Origin of the sequence: Vibrio sp. HENC-03 (genome assembly GCF_000305755.2) — a bacterium.
In the GTDB taxonomy this organism is placed as follows: Bacteria; Pseudomonadota; Gammaproteobacteria; order Enterobacterales; family Vibrionaceae; genus Vibrio; species Vibrio owensii.
On the sequence record NZ_JH976064.1, the window covers coordinates 702478 to 720844 of the forward strand.

Annotated in this window: 12 protein-coding genes; 2 read left to right on the top strand and 10 right to left on the bottom strand. The window is 46.0% G+C overall.

Features of this window, described 5'->3' with window-relative positions; genetic code table 11:
* The first annotated feature begins 2 nt into the window (after positions 1-2).
* Positions 3-1649 carry a BatD family protein gene (locus tag VCHENC03_RS20230; protein ID WP_009704932.1) on the top strand — a complete coding sequence of 549 codons (1647 nt, stop codon included), beginning with the start codon at positions 3-5 and terminating at the stop codon, positions 1647-1649.
* Between the two features lie 81 nt (positions 1650-1730).
* Here VCHENC03_RS20230 and VCHENC03_RS20225 read toward each other — a convergent pair whose 3' ends face one another.
* From VCHENC03_RS20225 to VCHENC03_RS20205, 5 genes are all read right to left on the bottom strand, one after another.
* Positions 1731-3797, bottom strand: a complete 2067-nt coding sequence (locus VCHENC03_RS20225; RefSeq protein ID WP_009704933.1) for a sensor domain-containing diguanylate cyclase — start codon at positions 3795-3797, stop codon at positions 1731-1733.
* A gap of 372 nt (positions 3798-4169) precedes the next feature.
* Positions 4170-4919, bottom strand: coding sequence for a phosphate ABC transporter ATP-binding protein PstB (gene pstB / locus VCHENC03_RS20220; RefSeq protein WP_005441058.1), 750 nt, complete (start codon positions 4917-4919; stop codon positions 4170-4172).
* A 60-nt stretch (positions 4920-4979) separates the two neighbouring features.
* Positions 4980-5843, bottom strand: coding sequence for a phosphate ABC transporter permease PstA (pstA, locus tag VCHENC03_RS20215; protein ID WP_005441059.1), 864 nt, complete (start codon positions 5841-5843; stop codon positions 4980-4982).
* Positions 5844-5865: 22 nt separating this feature from the next.
* Positions 5866-6798, bottom strand: a complete 933-nt coding sequence (pstC, locus tag VCHENC03_RS20210; protein ID WP_009704934.1) for a phosphate ABC transporter permease subunit PstC — start codon at positions 6796-6798, stop codon at positions 5866-5868.
* 98 nt (positions 6799-6896) lie between these two features.
* Complete coding sequence (locus VCHENC03_RS20205) at positions 6897-7718, bottom strand: phosphate ABC transporter substrate-binding protein (protein ID WP_005441064.1); 822 nt, start codon at positions 7716-7718, stop codon at positions 6897-6899.
* A gap of 333 nt (positions 7719-8051) precedes the next feature.
* Between VCHENC03_RS20205 and VCHENC03_RS20200 the strand changes: the two genes are divergently transcribed.
* Positions 8052-9695: a methyl-accepting chemotaxis protein gene (locus tag VCHENC03_RS20200; RefSeq protein WP_009704935.1), complete on the top strand. Its 1644-nt coding sequence runs from the start codon at positions 8052-8054 to the stop codon at positions 9693-9695.
* A 102-nt stretch (positions 9696-9797) separates the two neighbouring features.
* On the opposite strand, the gene VCHENC03_RS20195 is transcribed toward VCHENC03_RS20200, so the two are convergent.
* Genes VCHENC03_RS20195 through VCHENC03_RS20175 form a run of 5 tightly spaced genes read right to left on the bottom strand, consistent with a single transcriptional unit; the run spans position 9798 to position 18247 of the window.
* Positions 9798-10370 (bottom strand): Lcl C-terminal domain-containing protein, encoded by a 573-nt coding sequence (locus VCHENC03_RS20195; RefSeq protein WP_009704936.1) that lies wholly within the window; start codon positions 10368-10370, stop codon positions 9798-9800.
* Position 10371: 1 nt separating this feature from the next.
* Complete coding sequence (locus tag VCHENC03_RS20190; protein ID WP_009704937.1) at positions 10372-11805, bottom strand: Lcl domain-containing protein; 1434 nt, start codon at positions 11803-11805, stop codon at positions 10372-10374.
* Between the two features lie 25 nt (positions 11806-11830).
* Positions 11831-14083 (bottom strand): proprotein convertase P-domain-containing protein, encoded by a 2253-nt coding sequence (locus VCHENC03_RS20185; protein ID WP_009704938.1) that lies wholly within the window; start codon positions 14081-14083, stop codon positions 11831-11833.
* Between the two features lie 9 nt (positions 14084-14092).
* The gene (locus VCHENC03_RS20180; RefSeq protein ID WP_009704939.1) at positions 14093-16234 is read right to left on the bottom strand and encodes a TonB-dependent hemoglobin/transferrin/lactoferrin family receptor; all 2142 of its coding nucleotides are present in this window, start codon (positions 16232-16234) and stop codon (positions 14093-14095) included.
* Complete coding sequence (locus VCHENC03_RS20175; protein WP_032802146.1) at positions 16235-18247, bottom strand: prolyl oligopeptidase family serine peptidase; 2013 nt, start codon at positions 18245-18247, stop codon at positions 16235-16237.
* Between the last annotated feature and the right edge of the window lie 120 nt (positions 18248-18367).

An 18367-nucleotide genomic window follows, 5' to 3' on the forward strand; every position in this document is an offset into this window, starting at 1 on the left:
CCATGATGAAAAAAGGCGCAAAACTGGTCTTTGTTCTGATGGCCAGCCTACTGACTAGCTTTTCGGTTTTTGCACAAACCCTACAAGCTAGCGTAAACAAAACTCAGGTGGCGAAGAACGAAGTGATCAACCTAAGGATCATGGCAGATACCGAGCTTGGCTCAGATGCGATCAACTTTGACGCATTGAAACAGGACTTCTTTTTAGGACAACCTCGCTACGGCCGTTCAAGTAATAACATTAACGGCCACAAAACCGTTCGCACAGAATGGAGCATCTCGATTGCACCGATGAAAGAAGGCGTCATCACCATACCGAGCTTTTCTGCAGATGGGATGAAAACCGAGCCAATTAAGCTGCGTGTGACAAAAGACAAAGGTGAGCCGAATCTCGACGATTTGTTTAGCTTTAACATGAGCGTGGATAGCCATACTTTGTACCCACAGCAGTCAGCAACGCTACGTATGCAGTTGGCGATCAAAGTAGACCCTCGTCGTTTAGATAATCCACAAGTCGTGCCGCCAAGCATTGATGGGATGAAAATTGAGCCAGCCAGCGATATGAAGCAGGCACAGCGCATCATTGATGGCTTGGAAGTGACGGTCGTAGAGCAAGCTTTCCGCATTACAGCCGAACAACCTGGTACCTACACGCTGAATGGTCCTAAATTGACGGGGTCTTACATCTATGGTGACAGCCTAACTGGCTCAACCAAGATCATGCCAATCAATACTAAAACTGAGCAAATGCCGATTACTGTAAAGCCTATCCCTAAAGACTTTAAAGGTAACTGGCTGCCAGCTTCTGCTTTAGAATTAACGCAAAGCTGGCAAGATGAGCAAGGCAATCCGCTATCAGCAAATGCTGTCAGCACAGTGAAACAAGGCTCTTCGATTACTCGCACGATTCGTATTCGAGCTCGTGGTACACAAGCGGAATATCTACCTCGTATTGGTATTGTCTACCCAAGTACACTGCGTGTTTATCCTGAACAACCTCAGTTCGAGACATCGCGTGATGGCACTGTCACCATGACAGTGAAACAGGTTTTGATTCCCACAGAAGCAGGTGATCTCACCCTGCCGGGCTACAGCCTAAATTGGTGGGACAGTAACCGTGACCAAGCGAGAAAAGCCGATATTTCAGCGTTAAAGCTTAAGGTAGAGAAAAGTGACAGTGGCTTAATCACGCTGCCAGAAAGTGCGTTACCAGCACAACCAGCGACAACCCCAGCACCTGTGGTTCAAAGGGGTGTGGATACTATCTGGAAAACACTGACGTTCGTGTTTGGTGCACTTTGGCTTGTCTCATCAGCAATTGCGTTTGGGCTTTGGAAAAAACGCGGAACCGTAAAGCCTGAGAAAGTTGAGACTTCAACGCACGGCTCATCTCTGCAAGATTTGGAGAACATCATCAAACAAGGTGACAGTGCCAAAATTGAAAGAGCGGTTAACGACTACTTAAACACACATCACTTCAACAGTGAATCCGAAGCGACAAAAGCCGTGAAAGAAGAATTGAATGTGATGAATCAAGCTCGCTTTAGTGCTACTCAGCAAGAATGGAAACCAGACTCTCTGCTAGCTAAGATCAAACAACTCGCTAAAGAGAAGAAGAGTAAGCCTAACCACCAGCTAGAAAAGCTCTAGTCGAAGGCGAGGCGTGATTAATGAAAATGGCAGCTCTTATTGAGCTGCCATTTTTGTATCTATCCGTTCAGTCTCGATGTTTTAAGCGACAATTTGACTTGTCAGCTCACAGGTTCGAACACAGTTTCGGCCACTGTTTTTTGCTTGATAGAGTGCTTTATCAGCCAGTTGGTATAAGTGATCAAAGTTAAAGTCTTTACCTTGCGCTTGATAACGCGAGTAACCCACAGAGACGGTCAGCAACTCTCCTTCAGGATTATGGCAATGTCTTATGCCTTCTTCTTCAATGCATTGACGAATACATTCGGCTCTCAACCTGACCTCTTCTTGATTTGACCCAATCATCAACAAAACAAACTCTTCCCCGCCAATTCGACAAAAGACTTCGTCTTCATCTTTTGTATGATGGTCGAGAATATTACCGATACGCATCAACGCAATGTCACCTTCTAAATGCCCATAATGATTGTTAAACAAGCCAAAATGGTCAATATCGATAAGAATCAATCCAAAAGACATCACTTCGTTATGCTCAAGAGAGCAGTACTTTTGCATAACGTGTTCTAACATGCGTCGGTTACCCAGTCTCGTTAAGGGGTCAAGCTTAGACAAGACTTCCAACTGCCGATTCGCTTCTTCTAACTCTTTAGTTCGGTTCTGAACCTCGAGCTCTAGATTCTCATTGAGCTCTCTAATTGCCTCTTGTGCTTGTGTACGTTGCAAGACTTCAACCAAGCTAGAAGCAAACATCCGAATCACTTCACGCAGTTGAGAGGTCAAAGGCGCACGGGTTAACAAGTTATCGACCGCGATGAATGCAATTGGCCCACTGCTGTTTGACGTTAGTACCGTCATAGCCGCCCAACCAAAACCGACGATATTGCAATCATGGTAAATAGGTACGGATTCTTCGAACGCCACTTCATTGGGCATGGATTTCGCTAAGTTTATTAAAGAGAAGTCTTGGGTTTCCCCAAAAAAATACGACTCATCAACCACATTGCCTTGAATATCGGTTCCCCAAGTCCCCTGCATGTAAGAGCAGTTTTCATCGGTCAAAAACACCGCCATACGGTCGATACCTAGATTCTTAATGGCAAACGTCACTGCAGATTTGCAAACATCGCTTATCGTTGTACAGCGTGATAACTCAACCATGCTCGAATGCAGCATACGTACGTTTTGCTCTTGGCGTTTGCGAATAAAGATTTGAGAGAAAAGCGAACCGAATGATTCCAGCATCTGTTTTTGATAGGCAGTGACGGGTTTACGGTGGATAAAGTTATCAAGCGCAAACCAACCAAATGGCTCGTTTCCATCTCTTAAAATCAGCATCGCATTCCACCCCTGCCCCACGACTTTACCAGCGGTATAGATAGGTGCATCCTCTACAATAACGAGGTTACGATCCAAACTGGACAGTGATGCAATGTACTCTTCACTCAACTGATGAAGGTCATATTGGGTGTGGAATTCATCAATGGTGATGCCATCCTCGTTCGTTCCATAAGTGCCACTGAAACTGCGCTTTTTCATGTCCAGCAACATTAAGGTGGAGCGGTCGAAACCTAGATGTTCTCGAAGTGCTTCCACCGCTTTCAAATAAAGATCTTTCAGTGAATCAGGGTTAGAAATATCTAACGCAACCTGCTGAACAAGCTTCATGTTTTCGATAAAACGTTCACGTTGCCCAAGCTCATCGACATACTGCGCTTCTCGTACATCGCGATACTTCATTTCTAACGAGGCGTGTTTTTCTGCGCGGACACACTGCCAACGCGCCGCCGAGAGTTGCATTGCGTCATAGCTTTCTTCATAAATATTGTGTGCGCTGCGAGCTTGAACGTTTTGAATCAGTAGGTAGGTACGTTTAATCGGCGTGTTGTCGAGCATCATGATATAACTTTCGCCACCGAGGTCTTGGACGTGATCCCAATTGCAGGTATTGATGGCCAGAGGAATGATGCTTTCTGAAGTATCGAATTGGTTAGCCCAATCCCAGAATGCTTCTGGATAATTTTGGAGAGGAAAGAGGTCACCCCGAGAGAATCGAACCGCCCAAGAAGGGTTGGTCAGCGGATCATCAAAGATCGCTATCGCACTGGGGGAAAAATGCTGCTCTAGATGTTCGAATATGGCTTCAGCCAATAACCTATGGTCCCTTGTGGAAGAGACCGTTCTTGTAAAACTCTTTAAACTCACCTGACCAACCTAATCTACTTTTTTATCCTCGATAAAAAACTACTTAGGGGTGGATATGCAATCAATGGAATCCAAGTTGAGCTGTTAAGTCATTCGCAAAAAATATGGACTTAATTTCACATTCGAGAACCCTTCAACATTTTTAGACAGGTGTTTCATCCGGATTACATACTGCAAAAATATGCGCAAAAATGAATCAACATGAACATTCTTAATATTGGTGTTTTTCAAGTCCAAAAATAAAAAAGGCCCCTCATCAAGAGGGGCAAGAGTACCATCGCTTATAGTTATTCGTGTGTATGCCAGTAAATGTGTGGATTAACCGAAGTCACCGTTTACGTAACCTTGAGTACGGTCGTCTTGCGGGTTGCTGAAGATAACTTGTGTATCATCGTGTTCAACCAGTTCCCCCATTAGGAAGAACGCAGTGCGGTCAGAAATACGACGCGCCTGTTGCATTGAGTGAGTCACGATAACGATGGTGTAGTTCTTCTTCAGTTCTTCCATCAATTCTTCGATTTTGTGTGTTGCAATTGGGTCAAGTGCCGATGTTGGTTCATCCATCAGAATCACATCAGGTTCCATCGCGATTGTACGTGCGATACATAGACGTTGCTGCTGACCACCTGATAGACCAAATGCATGTGACTTAAGACGGTCTTTCACTTCGTCCCAAAGCGCTGCGCCACGAAGTGAGCTCTCAACCACTTCATCAATGTGCTTCTTATCTTTGATGCCTTGAGCGCGCAGACCGTAAGCCACGTTCTCGTAGATGCTCATCGGGAATGGGTTTGGCTTTTGGAATACCATGCCCACTTTGATGCGAAGGTCAGCAACGTCAATGTTGCCGTAAATATCTTCGCCATCCATTGACAGCTTACCCGTAATCTTTACGCCTTCAATAAGATCATTCATGCGGTTCAAACAACGTAGTAGTGTTGATTTACCACAACCCGAAGGACCGATAAGTGCCGTCACTTGGCGTACTGGAATAGGCAGGTTGATTGATTTCAGTGCTTGGTTGTCGCCGTAAAACAGGTCTAGGTTTTCAATATCAAACTTGTTCATTTTCTTAATCTCTTAAATCTTGAATTCGTGTCTTTTAACGTGCGTTCTTAATTCGTTTTATTAGTAAGTTGCGGTGTTAAAACGTCGTGCAATCAGTTTTGTAAACATGTTGATCAGTAGAACAACAACAATCAGAACTGTCGCAGTACCGTAAGCCTGATTCCATTCTTCAATGGTAAACAGTTCGGTAGTCAGTTTGTATAGGTGAACGGTTAGCGTACGACCTGAATCCAATAAAGAATCCGGAATACGTGCAACCATACCTGCTGTCAGGAATACTGGAGCAGACTCACCAATGACACGACCAATACTTAGAATGACCGAGGTTAAGATACCTGGCATTGCGCTCGGAAGAATCAAACGCCAGATAGTGTAAATCTTAGATGCACCTAGGCCGTAAGAGCCTTCACGGTACGTCTGTGGTACTGCCATCAACGCTTCTTCCGTAGTACGGATGATAACTGGCAGGATTAGGATACTTAGCGTCAATGCACCCGATAGAATCGAGAAACCAAGGCCAAGAATCGCCACGAAGAAAGTCATACCAAACAGACCGAAGATGATCGACGGGATACCCGCCAACGACTCAGTACAGAATCGGATGATTTTCACCAAACGACTGCCCACTTTCGCGTATTCGGTCAAGTAGATTGCCGTCATGATACCGAGTGGTGCTGCCACTGCGATAGAAGCGATAACCATGTAAATTGTCGCCACAATCATTGGGAAGATACCGTGCTCTTCACCTGTGCGTGTGTAGTTATCAGTAATGAAGTTCCAATCTACGTGTTGTAGACCGTTTGATAGGATGTACCAGATAATCCAGAACAAGAAACCTACCGTTAGTGCTGCCGAGATCCAGACAAATGCGTTAAAGACATTATCTTTGAACTGGCGTGCTTTTTTCAGTTTTGCGCGATCCATAATAGTCACCTTTAACGAGCGATTACTTCGCTTTTTCTCGGTTTAGGTACAGTAGTACAGCGTTCAACGACATAATGAAGACCAGAAGTACCACACCTGTAGCGTAAAGTGCGTTCGCGTGAACACCACTTGCGTAAGACATTTCAATAGCGATGTTTGCGGTTAGCGTACGAGCCGAATCAAGGATGCCTTCTGGCATTGCCGGCGCGTTACCCATTACCATGATGATCGCCATAGTCTCACCCAACGCACGACCGATACCCAGAATCACACCTGTCATGATGCCTGAGCGAGCCGCTGGAACGAGCAATTTAAAGATGGTATAGATTTTCGATGCGCCCAGTGCCAAAGAACCTTCTTTGTAAGTACGAGGAACAGCGCGGATAGAGGTTTCAGATACCGTAATTACCGTTGGTAGAATCATCACACCAAGAACAATGATACCGGCCAAGATAGTGTTACCTGCTGGTACATCGAATACGTTCTGAATCAATGGAACGATAATAACCAGACCAAAGAAACCGTAAACCACCGAAGGAATACCAGCTAGCAGCTCAACCGCTGGGCGGATGATGTCAGCTAAACGTTTTGGTGCGATTTCAGCGATGAAGATAGCGGTTAAGACACCAACTGGAACACCCACTAAAACAGCGCCTGCTGTCGAAACGATAGAAGCAACAATCATGGTTGCAACACCGTACAGTGCCGGCGGTAGCCAGTTTTGGCCTAGAACGATGCCCGAGACGCCCGCTTCTTGGAATGCTGGGATACTCTCTCGAACGATGAAGTATGCGATAACTGCTAATGATACGATGCCGATTACAGCACTCGTTAGGAACAAGCCGTGGAAGATGCGCTCTTTCCAGTCAACGCGGCGTTTTTCGCGTAGGCCTGGCTTGCTGATCGCTTTTGCGTCAGTAGTCATAAGCTTTTCACTATTTGTTGCGATGGTCATAAAAATCTCACGGTTCTTGGCAATGGCGTCGAACACAATGGATAGAAAAGGCTCAGCCCGAAACGTTGGGCTGAGCAAACTTTAGAGTCCCGATAGGATTAGTTAACTGAGATGTAACCTTTTTGGTCAACTAGCGCTTGCGCTTCGTCAGTTAGCATCCAGTCTAGGAATTTTTGAGTTTCAGCTGATGGCTTGCCTTCTTTGTAAAGAACAAGGAATGGACGAGCAACTTTGTAAGAACCGTTTTTCACGTTGTCTACAGAAGCTTGGATGCCATCAATTGGAAGTGCGTTTACAGATGAATCAACCGTACCTAGAGAGATGTAGCCGATTGCGTATGGGTTAGAAGCAACCATTGTCTTCAGTGCGCCGTTACCGTTAGCAACTTGAGCACGTTGAGAGATTGCAGAAACTTTTTTACCAGAAATCTTCATTTTTAGAGACATGATGTCTTCGAATGCGCCACGAGTACCAGAAGCCGTGTCACGAGTGATAGCAACGATTGGCTTGTCTGCACCGCCAACGTCTTTCCAGTTTGTTACTTCACCTTTGTAGATTGCAGTAACTTGCTCAGCTGTAAGGCCAGTAAGTTTGTTTTGTGGGTTTACAACAACTGCGATACCGTCTAGAGCAACCGCTTCTTCTTTTAACGTTGGCTCTTTTTCAGAATCTTTTAGGTTACGAGAAGACATACCTAGGTCAGCAGAACCGTTCTTCGCTGCTTTAACACCTGCAGATGAACCAGGGCCTTGAACTTCGATAAATACGTTCGGGTTTGTCTTCATGTATGTTTCAGAGAAAACTTCCATCAGTGGAGTTACGCTGCTAGAACCCACTGCAGAGATAGTTTCTTTAGCAGAAACAGGAGTCACTGCCATTGCGCCTAGAAGTGCGATTGCACCGATTACTGTCTTTTTCATCACAATTTCCTTTAAGTGGCCTTATTGCCGTTGTGTTTCACTTGAACGGTGCTCACTTTAGAATCCAAATATGACAGTTGTGTTTCACTTAGTTGAAAGCTCTATGACACGTTGTCATTTCTGCTTAATAAATCGGCAATCAAACTTTATTTACTTTCGAGCTCAAAATACTTTGCAATGATTTGGTTATAACAAAATGCCAAGTACATCGCTTTTAATATATTTCATAACAAATAAACATCGTTAAATGATTGATATATCAAGCCTAATAATTAGAATCGGGTTGCTTTATTTACAAAAATGATAATAGTTCCAATCTTTAGAGGGTCAATCATGCGTCAATTACTTAGTACGCTGTCTATTAAGTCACAGGTTTTCGTGCCCGTACTTTTTACTGTCATACTTCTCATCGTCGGTTTGAGCATAGGCATAGGAAAGTTAGAACAAGCATTCGACAAGGTGACGGTTTCCACCAATAACCTTATCGTGCATAAAGAAGAGTTAAGCTCCATCGTAGACAACACTTACGCGATGCGCATTAAGGCAATCTACAGTCTCTTCAGGGCTGAAGATGTCAAAACACTTAACCAACAATTACAACAACGTCAGGCAACCAACCGAGAATTCCTCAACTCCATCGACCAAATTGAAGGCATTCAAACGGAAGTTAACGCCATGCGCGATGCCATGAATCATTACGTCGATTTTACTCGTGTCACCATGACGCCACTTCTTAATACCAAGCATTCTTCTGATTACACCACGTCCGATTTTGACCGAGAGTATGAAACAGCAATGGGTCAATACCGCCTTGCCGGTGAAGCGATGATCAACGCCATCGACAACTTGTCTAAGAAGCTCAATCAAATCGTTACTGACGAAGTCGAAGAAAACGGTGTGCTTCACTCCACCACATTGACCTACAGTACGGTCTCTCTGGTGATTATTCTTTCTGTTGCTTCTTTGATCAGCTGGCTATTGGCGAGCTACATTGTCGCCCCAATCCGTAACCTGCAAGAAACCATGCGAGAAGTCGCAAAAGGCAACTTGTTGGTAGAAGCAGACGAAATAGGCAAGAACGAAGTCTCACAACTGGCGCATGACGTAAACCAAACCATCCACCAGCTTCGCGGTACGGTCGATTCTCTGGTTCGAATCAGTGAAGACGTTGCATCAGCGTCGACCGAACTGGCAACCGTAATGACGCAAAGCAGTGCAAACTCCGACCAAGAGAAGCAAGAAGTCGAACAGGTTGCTTCTGCAATTAACCAGCTTGAGTCCACAGCGGCTGAGGTTTCAAGTAACGCACAACAAGCGGATAGCGCGTCGAATGAAGCAAGTAAGCTGACTTCTCAAAGCTTGAGTATGTTTGAAGAAAGCACGCGCGCGAGTACCAAAATGGCTGATCAACTGAATGAAGCCGCACACGTTGTCACGTCGCTTAAAGATCAGTCCGAGCAGATTGGTAAAGTGATTGAGGTTATTGAGAGCATCTCTGAGCAAACCAACCTACTTGCTTTGAATGCGGCGATTGAAGCAGCACGAGCGGGTGAAAGTGGTCGAGGCTTTGCCGTGGTTGCTGATGAAGTACGTATGCTCGCAGCGAGAACCCAAGAATCGACCAAAGAGATCCAAACCATCATTGAGGAGCTACAACAGCAGTCTGGCCATGCAAATGAAAGTATGCATTCAAGCTTAGCCATGTTAGAAGACAACCAAGCGCTTGCTGCAGAAGTAAGCCGTTCACTGAGCGACATCAACAGTGCGATTTCAGATTTGAATGCGATCAACACCCAAGTTGCAACCGCTTCTGAAGAACAAAAGCAAGTAACGTCAGACATCAACAACAATCTGAGCACCATCTATGAATTGGTGAGTCAGAACGTCACTGGTATCACTCAATCAGCCGCGGCGGCGCAAGAGCTGTCTGGCTTAGCAGAAAACCAAAAGCATCAGCTTAAGCAGTTCCAAGTTTAAAGGTTCTACTCAACACGATAAGTTTCAAAGGTTAGAAAAGAAAAAAGCTCCGCACTGGCGGAGCTTTTTAATATCTGGATTAGAGAAAATCCAACGGTGTGATTATTCTTCGTCGGTGACCAGCAGAACAGAGAAAGTGTTCGTTGGCTCTAGTGGGCTCCAGTTGTAAACCTCACCATTCACTGAATCAAACACCATGACATTTGAACCATCACCGTTCGGAGTGTTACTCCAGATGTAACCTGCATAATCACCCACCTCTAGCGTGTAGCCACTTGCGAATGCAGTGCCGTTCATCGCAGGGCTGTGACAAGCACGTTCCGTCAACGCGACCAATTCCTTAATGTTTGGTAAGCGCCAATTCTTTTTGCCAGCGAAGTCATGTAAAGCATGGTTACCTGATTCATTGCGGATTTGCTCAGCGGTTGATAGCGCTAACTGCCATGACATCTTAGTCGCAGCGCCATCACAGGCTTCATTTGCCGCATTCCACGTTGAGCCAACAGGGCAACGCATCCATGTAAGATCTGTTTTTAAGTCAGTTACGGTACCGTTATCAGAATATGTATAACGCGTGTTAGGTGCCGTTTTAGCAAAGTCAGTAGAACACTCTTGTGCAGCCATTGCAGTTTGAGAAGCCAAAGCAAGAGATAGCGCGGTGATTAGTTTCTTCATCTTATTGGCCCTTTACTGCTACTAGACGGATTGGGAATTGGAATGACGTGCCAGTGTCACGCTCCACTTTATCAGAATAAATTTCTACAAAGCTGACGTAACCACGGTCAGCGCCTTTCGCAACAACTACTGCAAACTGAAGCGCACCTTCATAGTTAAAACTAGAGTAATTGTTAAATGTGAAATCACTTAGCCAAATAGCACCTGATTCAACATCTGGGCTGCCCTTACCCTGCTGAGGGAAGTAAGCCGTCGTCATGCCATAGACATTGCCGTCGGCATCTTTCTCTGTCTCGCCTAAGTCGAGAACATCGTAGAACTCTTGGTATGTTGGTAGGCGCCAATCAGTAATGCCACATAGTGATTGCTTGTTTATATGTTCAACATATTGGCTTGTTGAACAGATGCCATCAGCAGCATCCACACAACCAACAACTTCAAGATCTTCGTAATACGGTTTGAATGTTGCTGACTCATACACGAATGTACGATCTTTAAATTGAACCGAGCTCGCATCCGCACTCTTGTTTTCCCAAACAAGACCAGTACGCTCGTCCATAGTACAAGCCCACTCAGTCGCATCTGCAGCTAAAGCAGCACCTTGTGAATCTAGCTTAACGAACTTAAAGCCTGCACCTGTCGACGTTTGCTTGTCCTCTTTGTCGAAGCCGTATTCCGCATCTTGACCAGGGTAAGCAGCTTGAACCTCAGCAACGTCTGCTGCGCCATCAGCAAAATGAAGAACGGCACCCGTATCGTTGCTGCCAACCGTTTGTTCAGCAACCGCTGCAATTTCTTCAGCAAATGCACTCACTTCCGCTTCAGACAGAAGATCAGAGGCCAACGATTTACCTTGGAAGCTAAGGCTTTGAGCAAGCAGCGCTACGCCTTTGGTCATTTGTTGTGGCTGCATCGCAGCTAATAGTGCAACCGTGTTTTGCTCTAGCTTATCTAGCTCGCTGGCTTCTGCGTTAGACATCACCGTACCAGACAGAGAAACGCCGGCATCGGTGAGTTGCGCTTTCACAATCTCTTCAGCTTGAGCAACGGTTTTACCGTCAACCACAAGACCTGCGAGCAACGTTGTTACACCATTGACCGTGTTACCCGTTGCTAAATTTTGCCCCGGAGCCGCAAGACGCAACGTTTGGTTCGAACCTTGATCAACTTGAGCAAGAATGGTACTGGTTAGTACGTTTTTGTCGCTTGAAGTCAGGCTAAATTTACCGACATTATCTGTTTTAGCACTCGGTTCAGTCGTATCACAAACGTAGTTTTGGTTTAAATCGATGCACACTGGCGTATCAAGAAGTGTACCTGCAGAAACGATGGTGCCAGCTACATCATAGGTCGGTGCCGACGTGTCACCACCAGAACCACCGCCACAGCCAGCTAGGGCTAGTGACATAGCAACGAAAGAATATTGAAACTTCATAGATTTTATCTTCTTTTGATTTTAATTAACGAGAGCGAATCACTCTCACCATTGAAAGCAGGAAAAGTCCTAACAAGGTCCAAGGCGAGCCACTGCCACCTGAACCACCACCACTGCTTTCTTTAGTGGTATCAGCACTACACTGATACTGAGCAAAGTGACTCACACCCCACTCTTTCAACACCCCAGAATTCCCTGACACACGGTCAGACACTTCGAGACGCCAAGTACCCCAACTCGGTTGACCGACAAGCGCTTGTAACTCATCGTCATACTGAGCTGTGAAGTAACCTTTAAATCCATTGGTATTGCTTGATTGATGACTAAGTAGCACGACCGATTTGCCTTGTGGAGACACAAGCGTCACTTGCAGATCCTGCAGTGAGTCATGTTCGATGTTCAGGTAAACCGCAAACGAATCATCAATCGTGAGTGACTTGTCCGATAGCGTCTGAGAGAACAGCCTGTCGCCCTGCTCTGGCAAAGCGGAATTCACTGATTGAGGCTGGATATCAAGCTCTGGCGTACCATTAACCAGCATCACCTGTTCACTCCACTGGTGAGTCTTTAAACCTTCTGCAAATTGGTAATCCAATGAAATAGAGGAATCGAATTGCGTGCCACACGTCAGACCGCTTGGTAACGCCACCTTCATAGAGGTCGAATCAGAAAGCGTTTCATCAAAGTCGAAAACGGATGCGTTGTTTAGCTGCCATTGCCCTTTGATGCTCGCTTCGCGGCCAGTTTGGCTCAGGCTCACACCAACGTCTTGACCTTGTGCGATGTATCGAGCGTCATAGCGAACGCGAAGAGGCGCTTTAAGTAAGTTGTGTTTGTTGAAGCTGTCCGTCAGGAATTGGGCGTAATCTTTATTTGGGAACAAGGTGTTTGCGGCATACACGGTCGATTCCGCAAGATCATGCATTTTCACGCCACGACCAATGCCATACATGCCTTCAAGAACAATGGCGTCAAACTCACGGAACACGTTATCGGTATCATCACCGTATCGCTCAACCGATGCTTTAAGTGCTTGGAACAGTGGCGTTGACCATAGCTCGTCGCCTAGTTCACCGCCCACACTAACGTGCGCTGGATACTCTGAGCCCTCGAAGTAACGCGCTCTTTGGTTCCATAAGCTACGAGTTGTTTTGCGTGTTCCGAACACACCGTCCCAGTTGAACACCGTATCTAACTCGAATTCTTGACCACGACGCGAAGCATCCAAATATTGAGTGCGGTAGCTCGCGCTGCCCGCCCAGTAATCAGCAAAACCTTCTGCGATAGCACCAGTGTGACCGTACGCCCAATCCGGTACGATTTGGTAATGAATGCCATGCCCAAGCTCGTGTATCACGACATCAGCATCGACTGCATCCGGAGAAACACCACCGACACCCAGCATGAGTGCTTTCGGACCGTAATAGTAAGTAGAGTTATCTTTTGATAAACCGCGAGCATCAAAACGAAGCGGTTCATCAAACAAGTCGTAAGTCAGGCTTGTCAGATATTGGATCGAGCTATCAAGATGATAAAAAGCCATCAACTGTGGGAACGCATTGTCACCAAACTCGGTGCTTTGCATCTCATCAACACTGTCAAATGCTTGAACCCCTTCTGCGCTGAGGAAGTCCAACGTATCAAGTACAGGCGATTCACCAGGTGCTGGGGCTGCAAATAAGCCCGTCGCATCCACTTGCTTCAATCTTGGGTTAGAGAGATAGAACTTACCGCCGGACTTTAAAACCTCAATCGACTTGGTGACGTACTCGATCGGCTGAGGGTAATCGGATAGTGCTGACCACGTCGATTCTGGTGCCGCTTGCTGTTGCATGGTGCGAAGATCTGGGTTGAATAAAGAAACCTCAACATCAACCAGACTTCCAGAGCTCAAAGCTGGTGGCTCTTGTGCTTGCAGTTGGCGAGGCGATTCCAATTCCATTGCAACCGTTGGTTTACCGTTGCGAATGATCGTATCTTCAAGGCTCTTAAACACTCGCACAACGTGATGATTTTTATCGGTTGTTACTACAAGGGCACGCTGAAATTGATATTCACCGTTAACCCAAACATCAAAATTGTAATGCTCACCAAGCTGAGACTGGGTTTTGTAACGGAACTTTAACTCGCCCGCTTCTGAGTAGTGGCTGTCTAGATAAGTTTTCGCTTGCGCTTCATTCGTCACCACAGAATCCGTTGCGGGATAATCCCACTCTGCAGACTGCACCGCAGGGGTACATGCAATAAGCAGTGAAAACGCCAATGGTTTTAGCTTCATCATTTCGTCCTAGAATTCGTATTTTGCATTTAGCGTGAAGTAGCGCCCAGGCTCCGTTGAGTAACGCTTACTTTCCTCAGCGATACCCGCTACGTCTTGGTATCGGATGTACTCTTTGTCGAACAGGTTGACGATGTTTGCGCTAACACGAAGGTCTTTGGAAACGTGGTAAGTTGCGCCAATATCAAACGTATTCCACGCACTTGTCTGCGCGCACTCTGTCGCTAGGCCAAGCGTGGTCTGGCATTTAGGAACGCGATCCATGGCAGCGGCCCAGTTCCAAGCCACGTAAGCGTTGAAGTCTTGGTTGGCGTATTTCAGTTGAGCGTTACCTTCGAATGGCGTAATGCTTCGAACGTATTCGCCTTCCGCGTCTTTGCCATCTACGTAGCCAAACTTAGTGCTGATGTCCCATTGTTTGGTGAGCGCGTAACCCGCAGAAAGCTCTGCGCCATATGTCTCTACGCCGTCAAGGTTTTGGTACTGTTTGATGTAATTACCAGTGCTTGAGTCAAAACCTGTTGTCACAACATCGATGAAGTTTTCAAACTTGTTGTAGAACACAGACGCATAGACATGCGCACGACCGTTATCGAACTTGTTACCAATTTCAAATGAGTCCGAAGTCTCAGCTTCTAGGTCTAAGTTAGGTGCGATAACAAAAGGCGTCAGCGGCACAAAATCATGGTTCACGAAGCCATATGCTTTGTCGTATTCCGGAGCACGGTAACCGTGGTTGTACGACACATAAACGATGTTGTTGGCAAACATTTCACGAGAAACCGACAGGCTTGGAGATACCTCTGAGCTATCCATGTCTTTTAATGGGAAGCCGCCCACTTCGCCCTCACCGTCCGGCGTTAAACGGTGCGCATCAAAGCGCAGGCCGCCAGTGATGGTCCATTTATCCAGTTCCACCATGTCTCGAACGTACAAACCAATGTTATAAGCACGAGCAGGAGCGAAAGGTTGTTTGGTCGAAGGCGTTACGCCATTCCAATCAATCTTGGAATCGCTATCTGTGCGTTCGTAATAGTCAGTAGAAAGCTCGACACCGTAAGCCAATTGGTGCTCTGCATTTGCTGCATAAATCGTATTGGTGAAGTCACCACGGAAGCCTATTGTTTCGTCAATGAAGGTTTTGTGTTCCAGCTCGCGACGTTTGGTGATCAAGCCATTGTGATCCACTTGGCGCATTAAACGGTTGGTGTCTTCCACGACTTCGGTGTGACGCCAGTAAACTTTGGTATCCAACTCTTCGAACCAAGTTGGATTAATCGGTGTCACCTCTGCGCCAATGTAAGCGCTGTACTCTTCGGAGGTTTCATCTTCAGCAAAGTCTTCAATATGCCAGATGCCATCAGGTTGAATGGACGGTGAACCCTCCAAACGCTCTTGATTCTGGGTGTAGAGTTCCGCTTTGGCTTTCAACATCACCTCTTCATTGAAAAAGTGGTTGATAGTATAAGCACCGCTATAACCATCTAGATCGCGGTTATACAAATCTTCATCAAAGTTACGTGTCTCTTGCCCTTGCCAGTATGAAACGTTAAACAAACTCTCTGTATCACCGGAGCGGAAAGCTAGATTACTCGTGCCTTTGTACTTGTTGCTGATGTCGGTGTAAGTACCGGAAACATCGGTGTAGAAGTCTTTGTCTTTTAAGAAATCACCCGGCTGACTGGATTCTAAAATCACCACACCGCCGATCGCTCCAGAGCCATGCACCGAAGAGCTTGCACCTTTAATGATTTGCAGCGATTCAAAATTGGATAGATCAAAAGTATCTCGCCCAACTGCATCATTAATGTCATTCGCACCGAAGCCATCCGCAGAACGAATGCCATCACGAACGATCATAATGCGGTTACCTGTCATACCACGGATGGTAATGTTTTGCGGACGTCCTGCACCGCCCGTCACGCTTACACCAGGTTCGTTACGCAGCACGTCATAAAGCTCGGTCTCGCCTCGTTCTTCGATTTGCTCGTTTGTGATAACCGCGACACTACCTGCCACTTTTGACAATGGCTGATCGATTTTATTGGCGGTTACAACCACCTCTTCCATTGAGAAAACCTTAGATTCGGCGTGCACTTGACTGGCAGCAAGTACCGAAAGTACTGCCGCTGACACTGGGGTAAGCTTCATTTACTGCTCCGCTTTAGATGTTTTAATTAGTGATAGTAGAAATGCGTATTCCTTCGCTTGTTGCTCTCTTGCCTGCCTTGGATCCATGCGGTGGCCAGAGTGAAAATCCGTTTGCAACAAATAAGGGCCTGTCGATTCACTGGTCGACGAAATTTGAGCGAGATACTTCGCGCCTTCCCAATAAGGCACACGTTGGTCGTTCAATCCGACTTGAACCAACATGGGTGGGTAAGCATCTTTATGGATATTGAGGATAGGATCATAAGCTTGCATCGCTTTGAGCTGCTCTGGGAGTGTCGGATTCCCCCATTCCCCATATTGTTGTGCGGTAAGTGGTAACGTCGTATCGGACATACTGGCAACGACATCGACAAATGGAACCTTCATCACCGCGCCAGCAAACAAGTCAGGAGCTTGGTTGATCGAACCGGCGACCAAAGTGCCACCAGCACTCGATCCAATCGCGTAGACATCACGTTCACCACCATCAAAGTGTTTAAGCGCTTGTGCAGCCGCCGTGAAATCATTGATAGAGTTAGCTTTAAGAACGCCTCGGCCTCGCTCGTGCCAGTCAGCGCCAAAGTAACCGCCACCACGAACATGCGCTATCGCGTAGATAACGCCTTGATCTAGTAAGCTCACGGTTTGAGGCATGAAGTAAGGTTTCATGGTAAACCCGTAAGCGCCATAGCCGTACAGCACAACAGGAGCGTTGTCGCTGAGCTTATCTTTGCGGTAAGCAAGAGAAACCGGCACTTCCACACCATGGCTTTTGACCATAATGCGTTGAGAAACATAATCTTGGCTAGAGAAGCCGTGATAAACATCTTGCGAGAGATTTGTCTTTGTCAGTGCTTTAACATCAAACTCTTCCCACAACGGCGGTGTCGTCATCGACATACTACGAATGCGGATTTTGTTAGAGCGGTAATCACCAAGAGTGCTCAACCAAGCAACGCGACCTTCCGACTCTAACGGAAGAGATTTTTTCGCCGTGCCATCATAAGAGTAAACCGAGATTGTCGTTTGATTATCTTGCTTGGTTAATGCCACAAGTCCCGCATCGTACAAGTAAAATTGTTCTACGCCATTTTCTGAGCGTAAGAAAGACTTCCAATTAGACTCAACGGTGTCCGTATGTTTCTCGGGCATCGCAGTTTCAAACAAACCAAACTGACCATTAAGATTGTTGTTGATAAAGACTCTGTCTTGAGCAACATCCGCATAATACTCCACACCAGATTCTGGTTTACGTAGCGACGCCGTTAGCTCTCCAGAATCAAGGTTTAGGATCTTTTGTTCGGTGGTCGATTCATTGTTACTTTGTACCAGTGCGAAACGCGCGTCGGCTGCTGGATAGAAAGACATAAGCCAATCAGTCTTGTCCTCTTGCCAAAGTACTTTCTGCTCATTGGTCTGAGTATTGATTCTCACGACTTGGTAAGGACGTTGAGTTTTCGCTTCTTTTGAGACGACGAAAGCAAACTTGCCATTTGGTGAGAGCAGAACCCCATTATCAATGTTGCTGATCAGCTCACGTACTGCACCACTCTTTAGATCAACCAACACAGCACGGTACTGCTCGCTGCCATCAATATCTTCTGTAAACAACAAAGAATCGCCTTGAATACGCCATTGACCAATTTGGAAATATTGACGTTCTTCTTGGTGAGAAGAGAAATCGTAAACCACTTTCTCTTGCGCGTTGTTATCAGCTCGCGAAAGCAAAACAAAGTTGCCTTGTCGACGAGTCAGGTTCCATTCTTGACCGTTTTTAATCGCCCAAGGCTTCTCGCCTTTTTCTGCTGCCATGGCTTCCCATTGGCTCAACAGATTTTGGGTAATCTCGTCATAACGTTTCTGAAATTGTTCTGTTTTTTGGTTCTGTTGCTTGAGGTAAGAAAGGACTCGCTCATCTTGTCTGGAATCGTCTCTCAGCCAATTAAAGTTATCCGAGGCAACACTGGGCATAGAGGTGACTAAAAGCCCCAAAAAAACATGATTAAATTTCATATAAATGGCACAACTATTTATAGGATTAATATTATGTCGCGTATTCTGCCTTTAAATAAAAATGAGATCAATTATCATTTACATATTTTCGTGACATTTTTATCGGTTTTTATTATGCCA

Bases quoted from the DNA above. Each gene is read 5' to 3' on its own strand.
- VCHENC03_RS20230 (WP_009704932.1), top strand. From the start codon at position 3: ATGATGAAAAAAGGCGCAAAACTGGTCTTTGTTCTGATGGCCAGCCTA.
- pstB (WP_005441058.1), bottom strand. From the start codon at position 4,919: ATGAACAAGTTTGATATTGAAAACCTAGACCTGTTTTACGGCGACAAC.
- pstA (WP_005441059.1), bottom strand. From the start codon at position 5,843: ATGGATCGCGCAAAACTGAAAAAAGCACGCCAGTTCAAAGATAATGTC.
- pstC (WP_009704934.1), bottom strand. From the start codon at position 6,798: ATGACCATCGCAACAAATAGTGAAAAGCTTATGACTACTGACGCAAAA.
- VCHENC03_RS20205 (WP_005441064.1), bottom strand. From the start codon at position 7,718: ATGAAAAAGACAGTAATCGGTGCAATCGCACTTCTAGGCGCAATGGCA.
- VCHENC03_RS20200 (WP_009704935.1), top strand. From the start codon at position 8,052: ATGCGTCAATTACTTAGTACGCTGTCTATTAAGTCACAGGTTTTCGTG.
- VCHENC03_RS20195 (WP_009704936.1), bottom strand. From the start codon at position 10,370: ATGAAGAAACTAATCACCGCGCTATCTCTTGCTTTGGCTTCTCAAACT.
- VCHENC03_RS20190 (WP_009704937.1), bottom strand. From the start codon at position 11,805: ATGAAGTTTCAATATTCTTTCGTTGCTATGTCACTAGCCCTAGCTGGC.
- VCHENC03_RS20185 (WP_009704938.1), bottom strand. From the start codon at position 14,083: ATGAAGCTAAAACCATTGGCGTTTTCACTGCTTATTGCATGTACCCCT.
- VCHENC03_RS20180 (WP_009704939.1), bottom strand. From the start codon at position 16,234: ATGAAGCTTACCCCAGTGTCAGCGGCAGTACTTTCGGTACTTGCTGCC.
- VCHENC03_RS20175 (WP_032802146.1), bottom strand. From the start codon at position 18,247: ATGAAATTTAATCATGTTTTTTTGGGGCTTTTAGTCACCTCTATGCCC.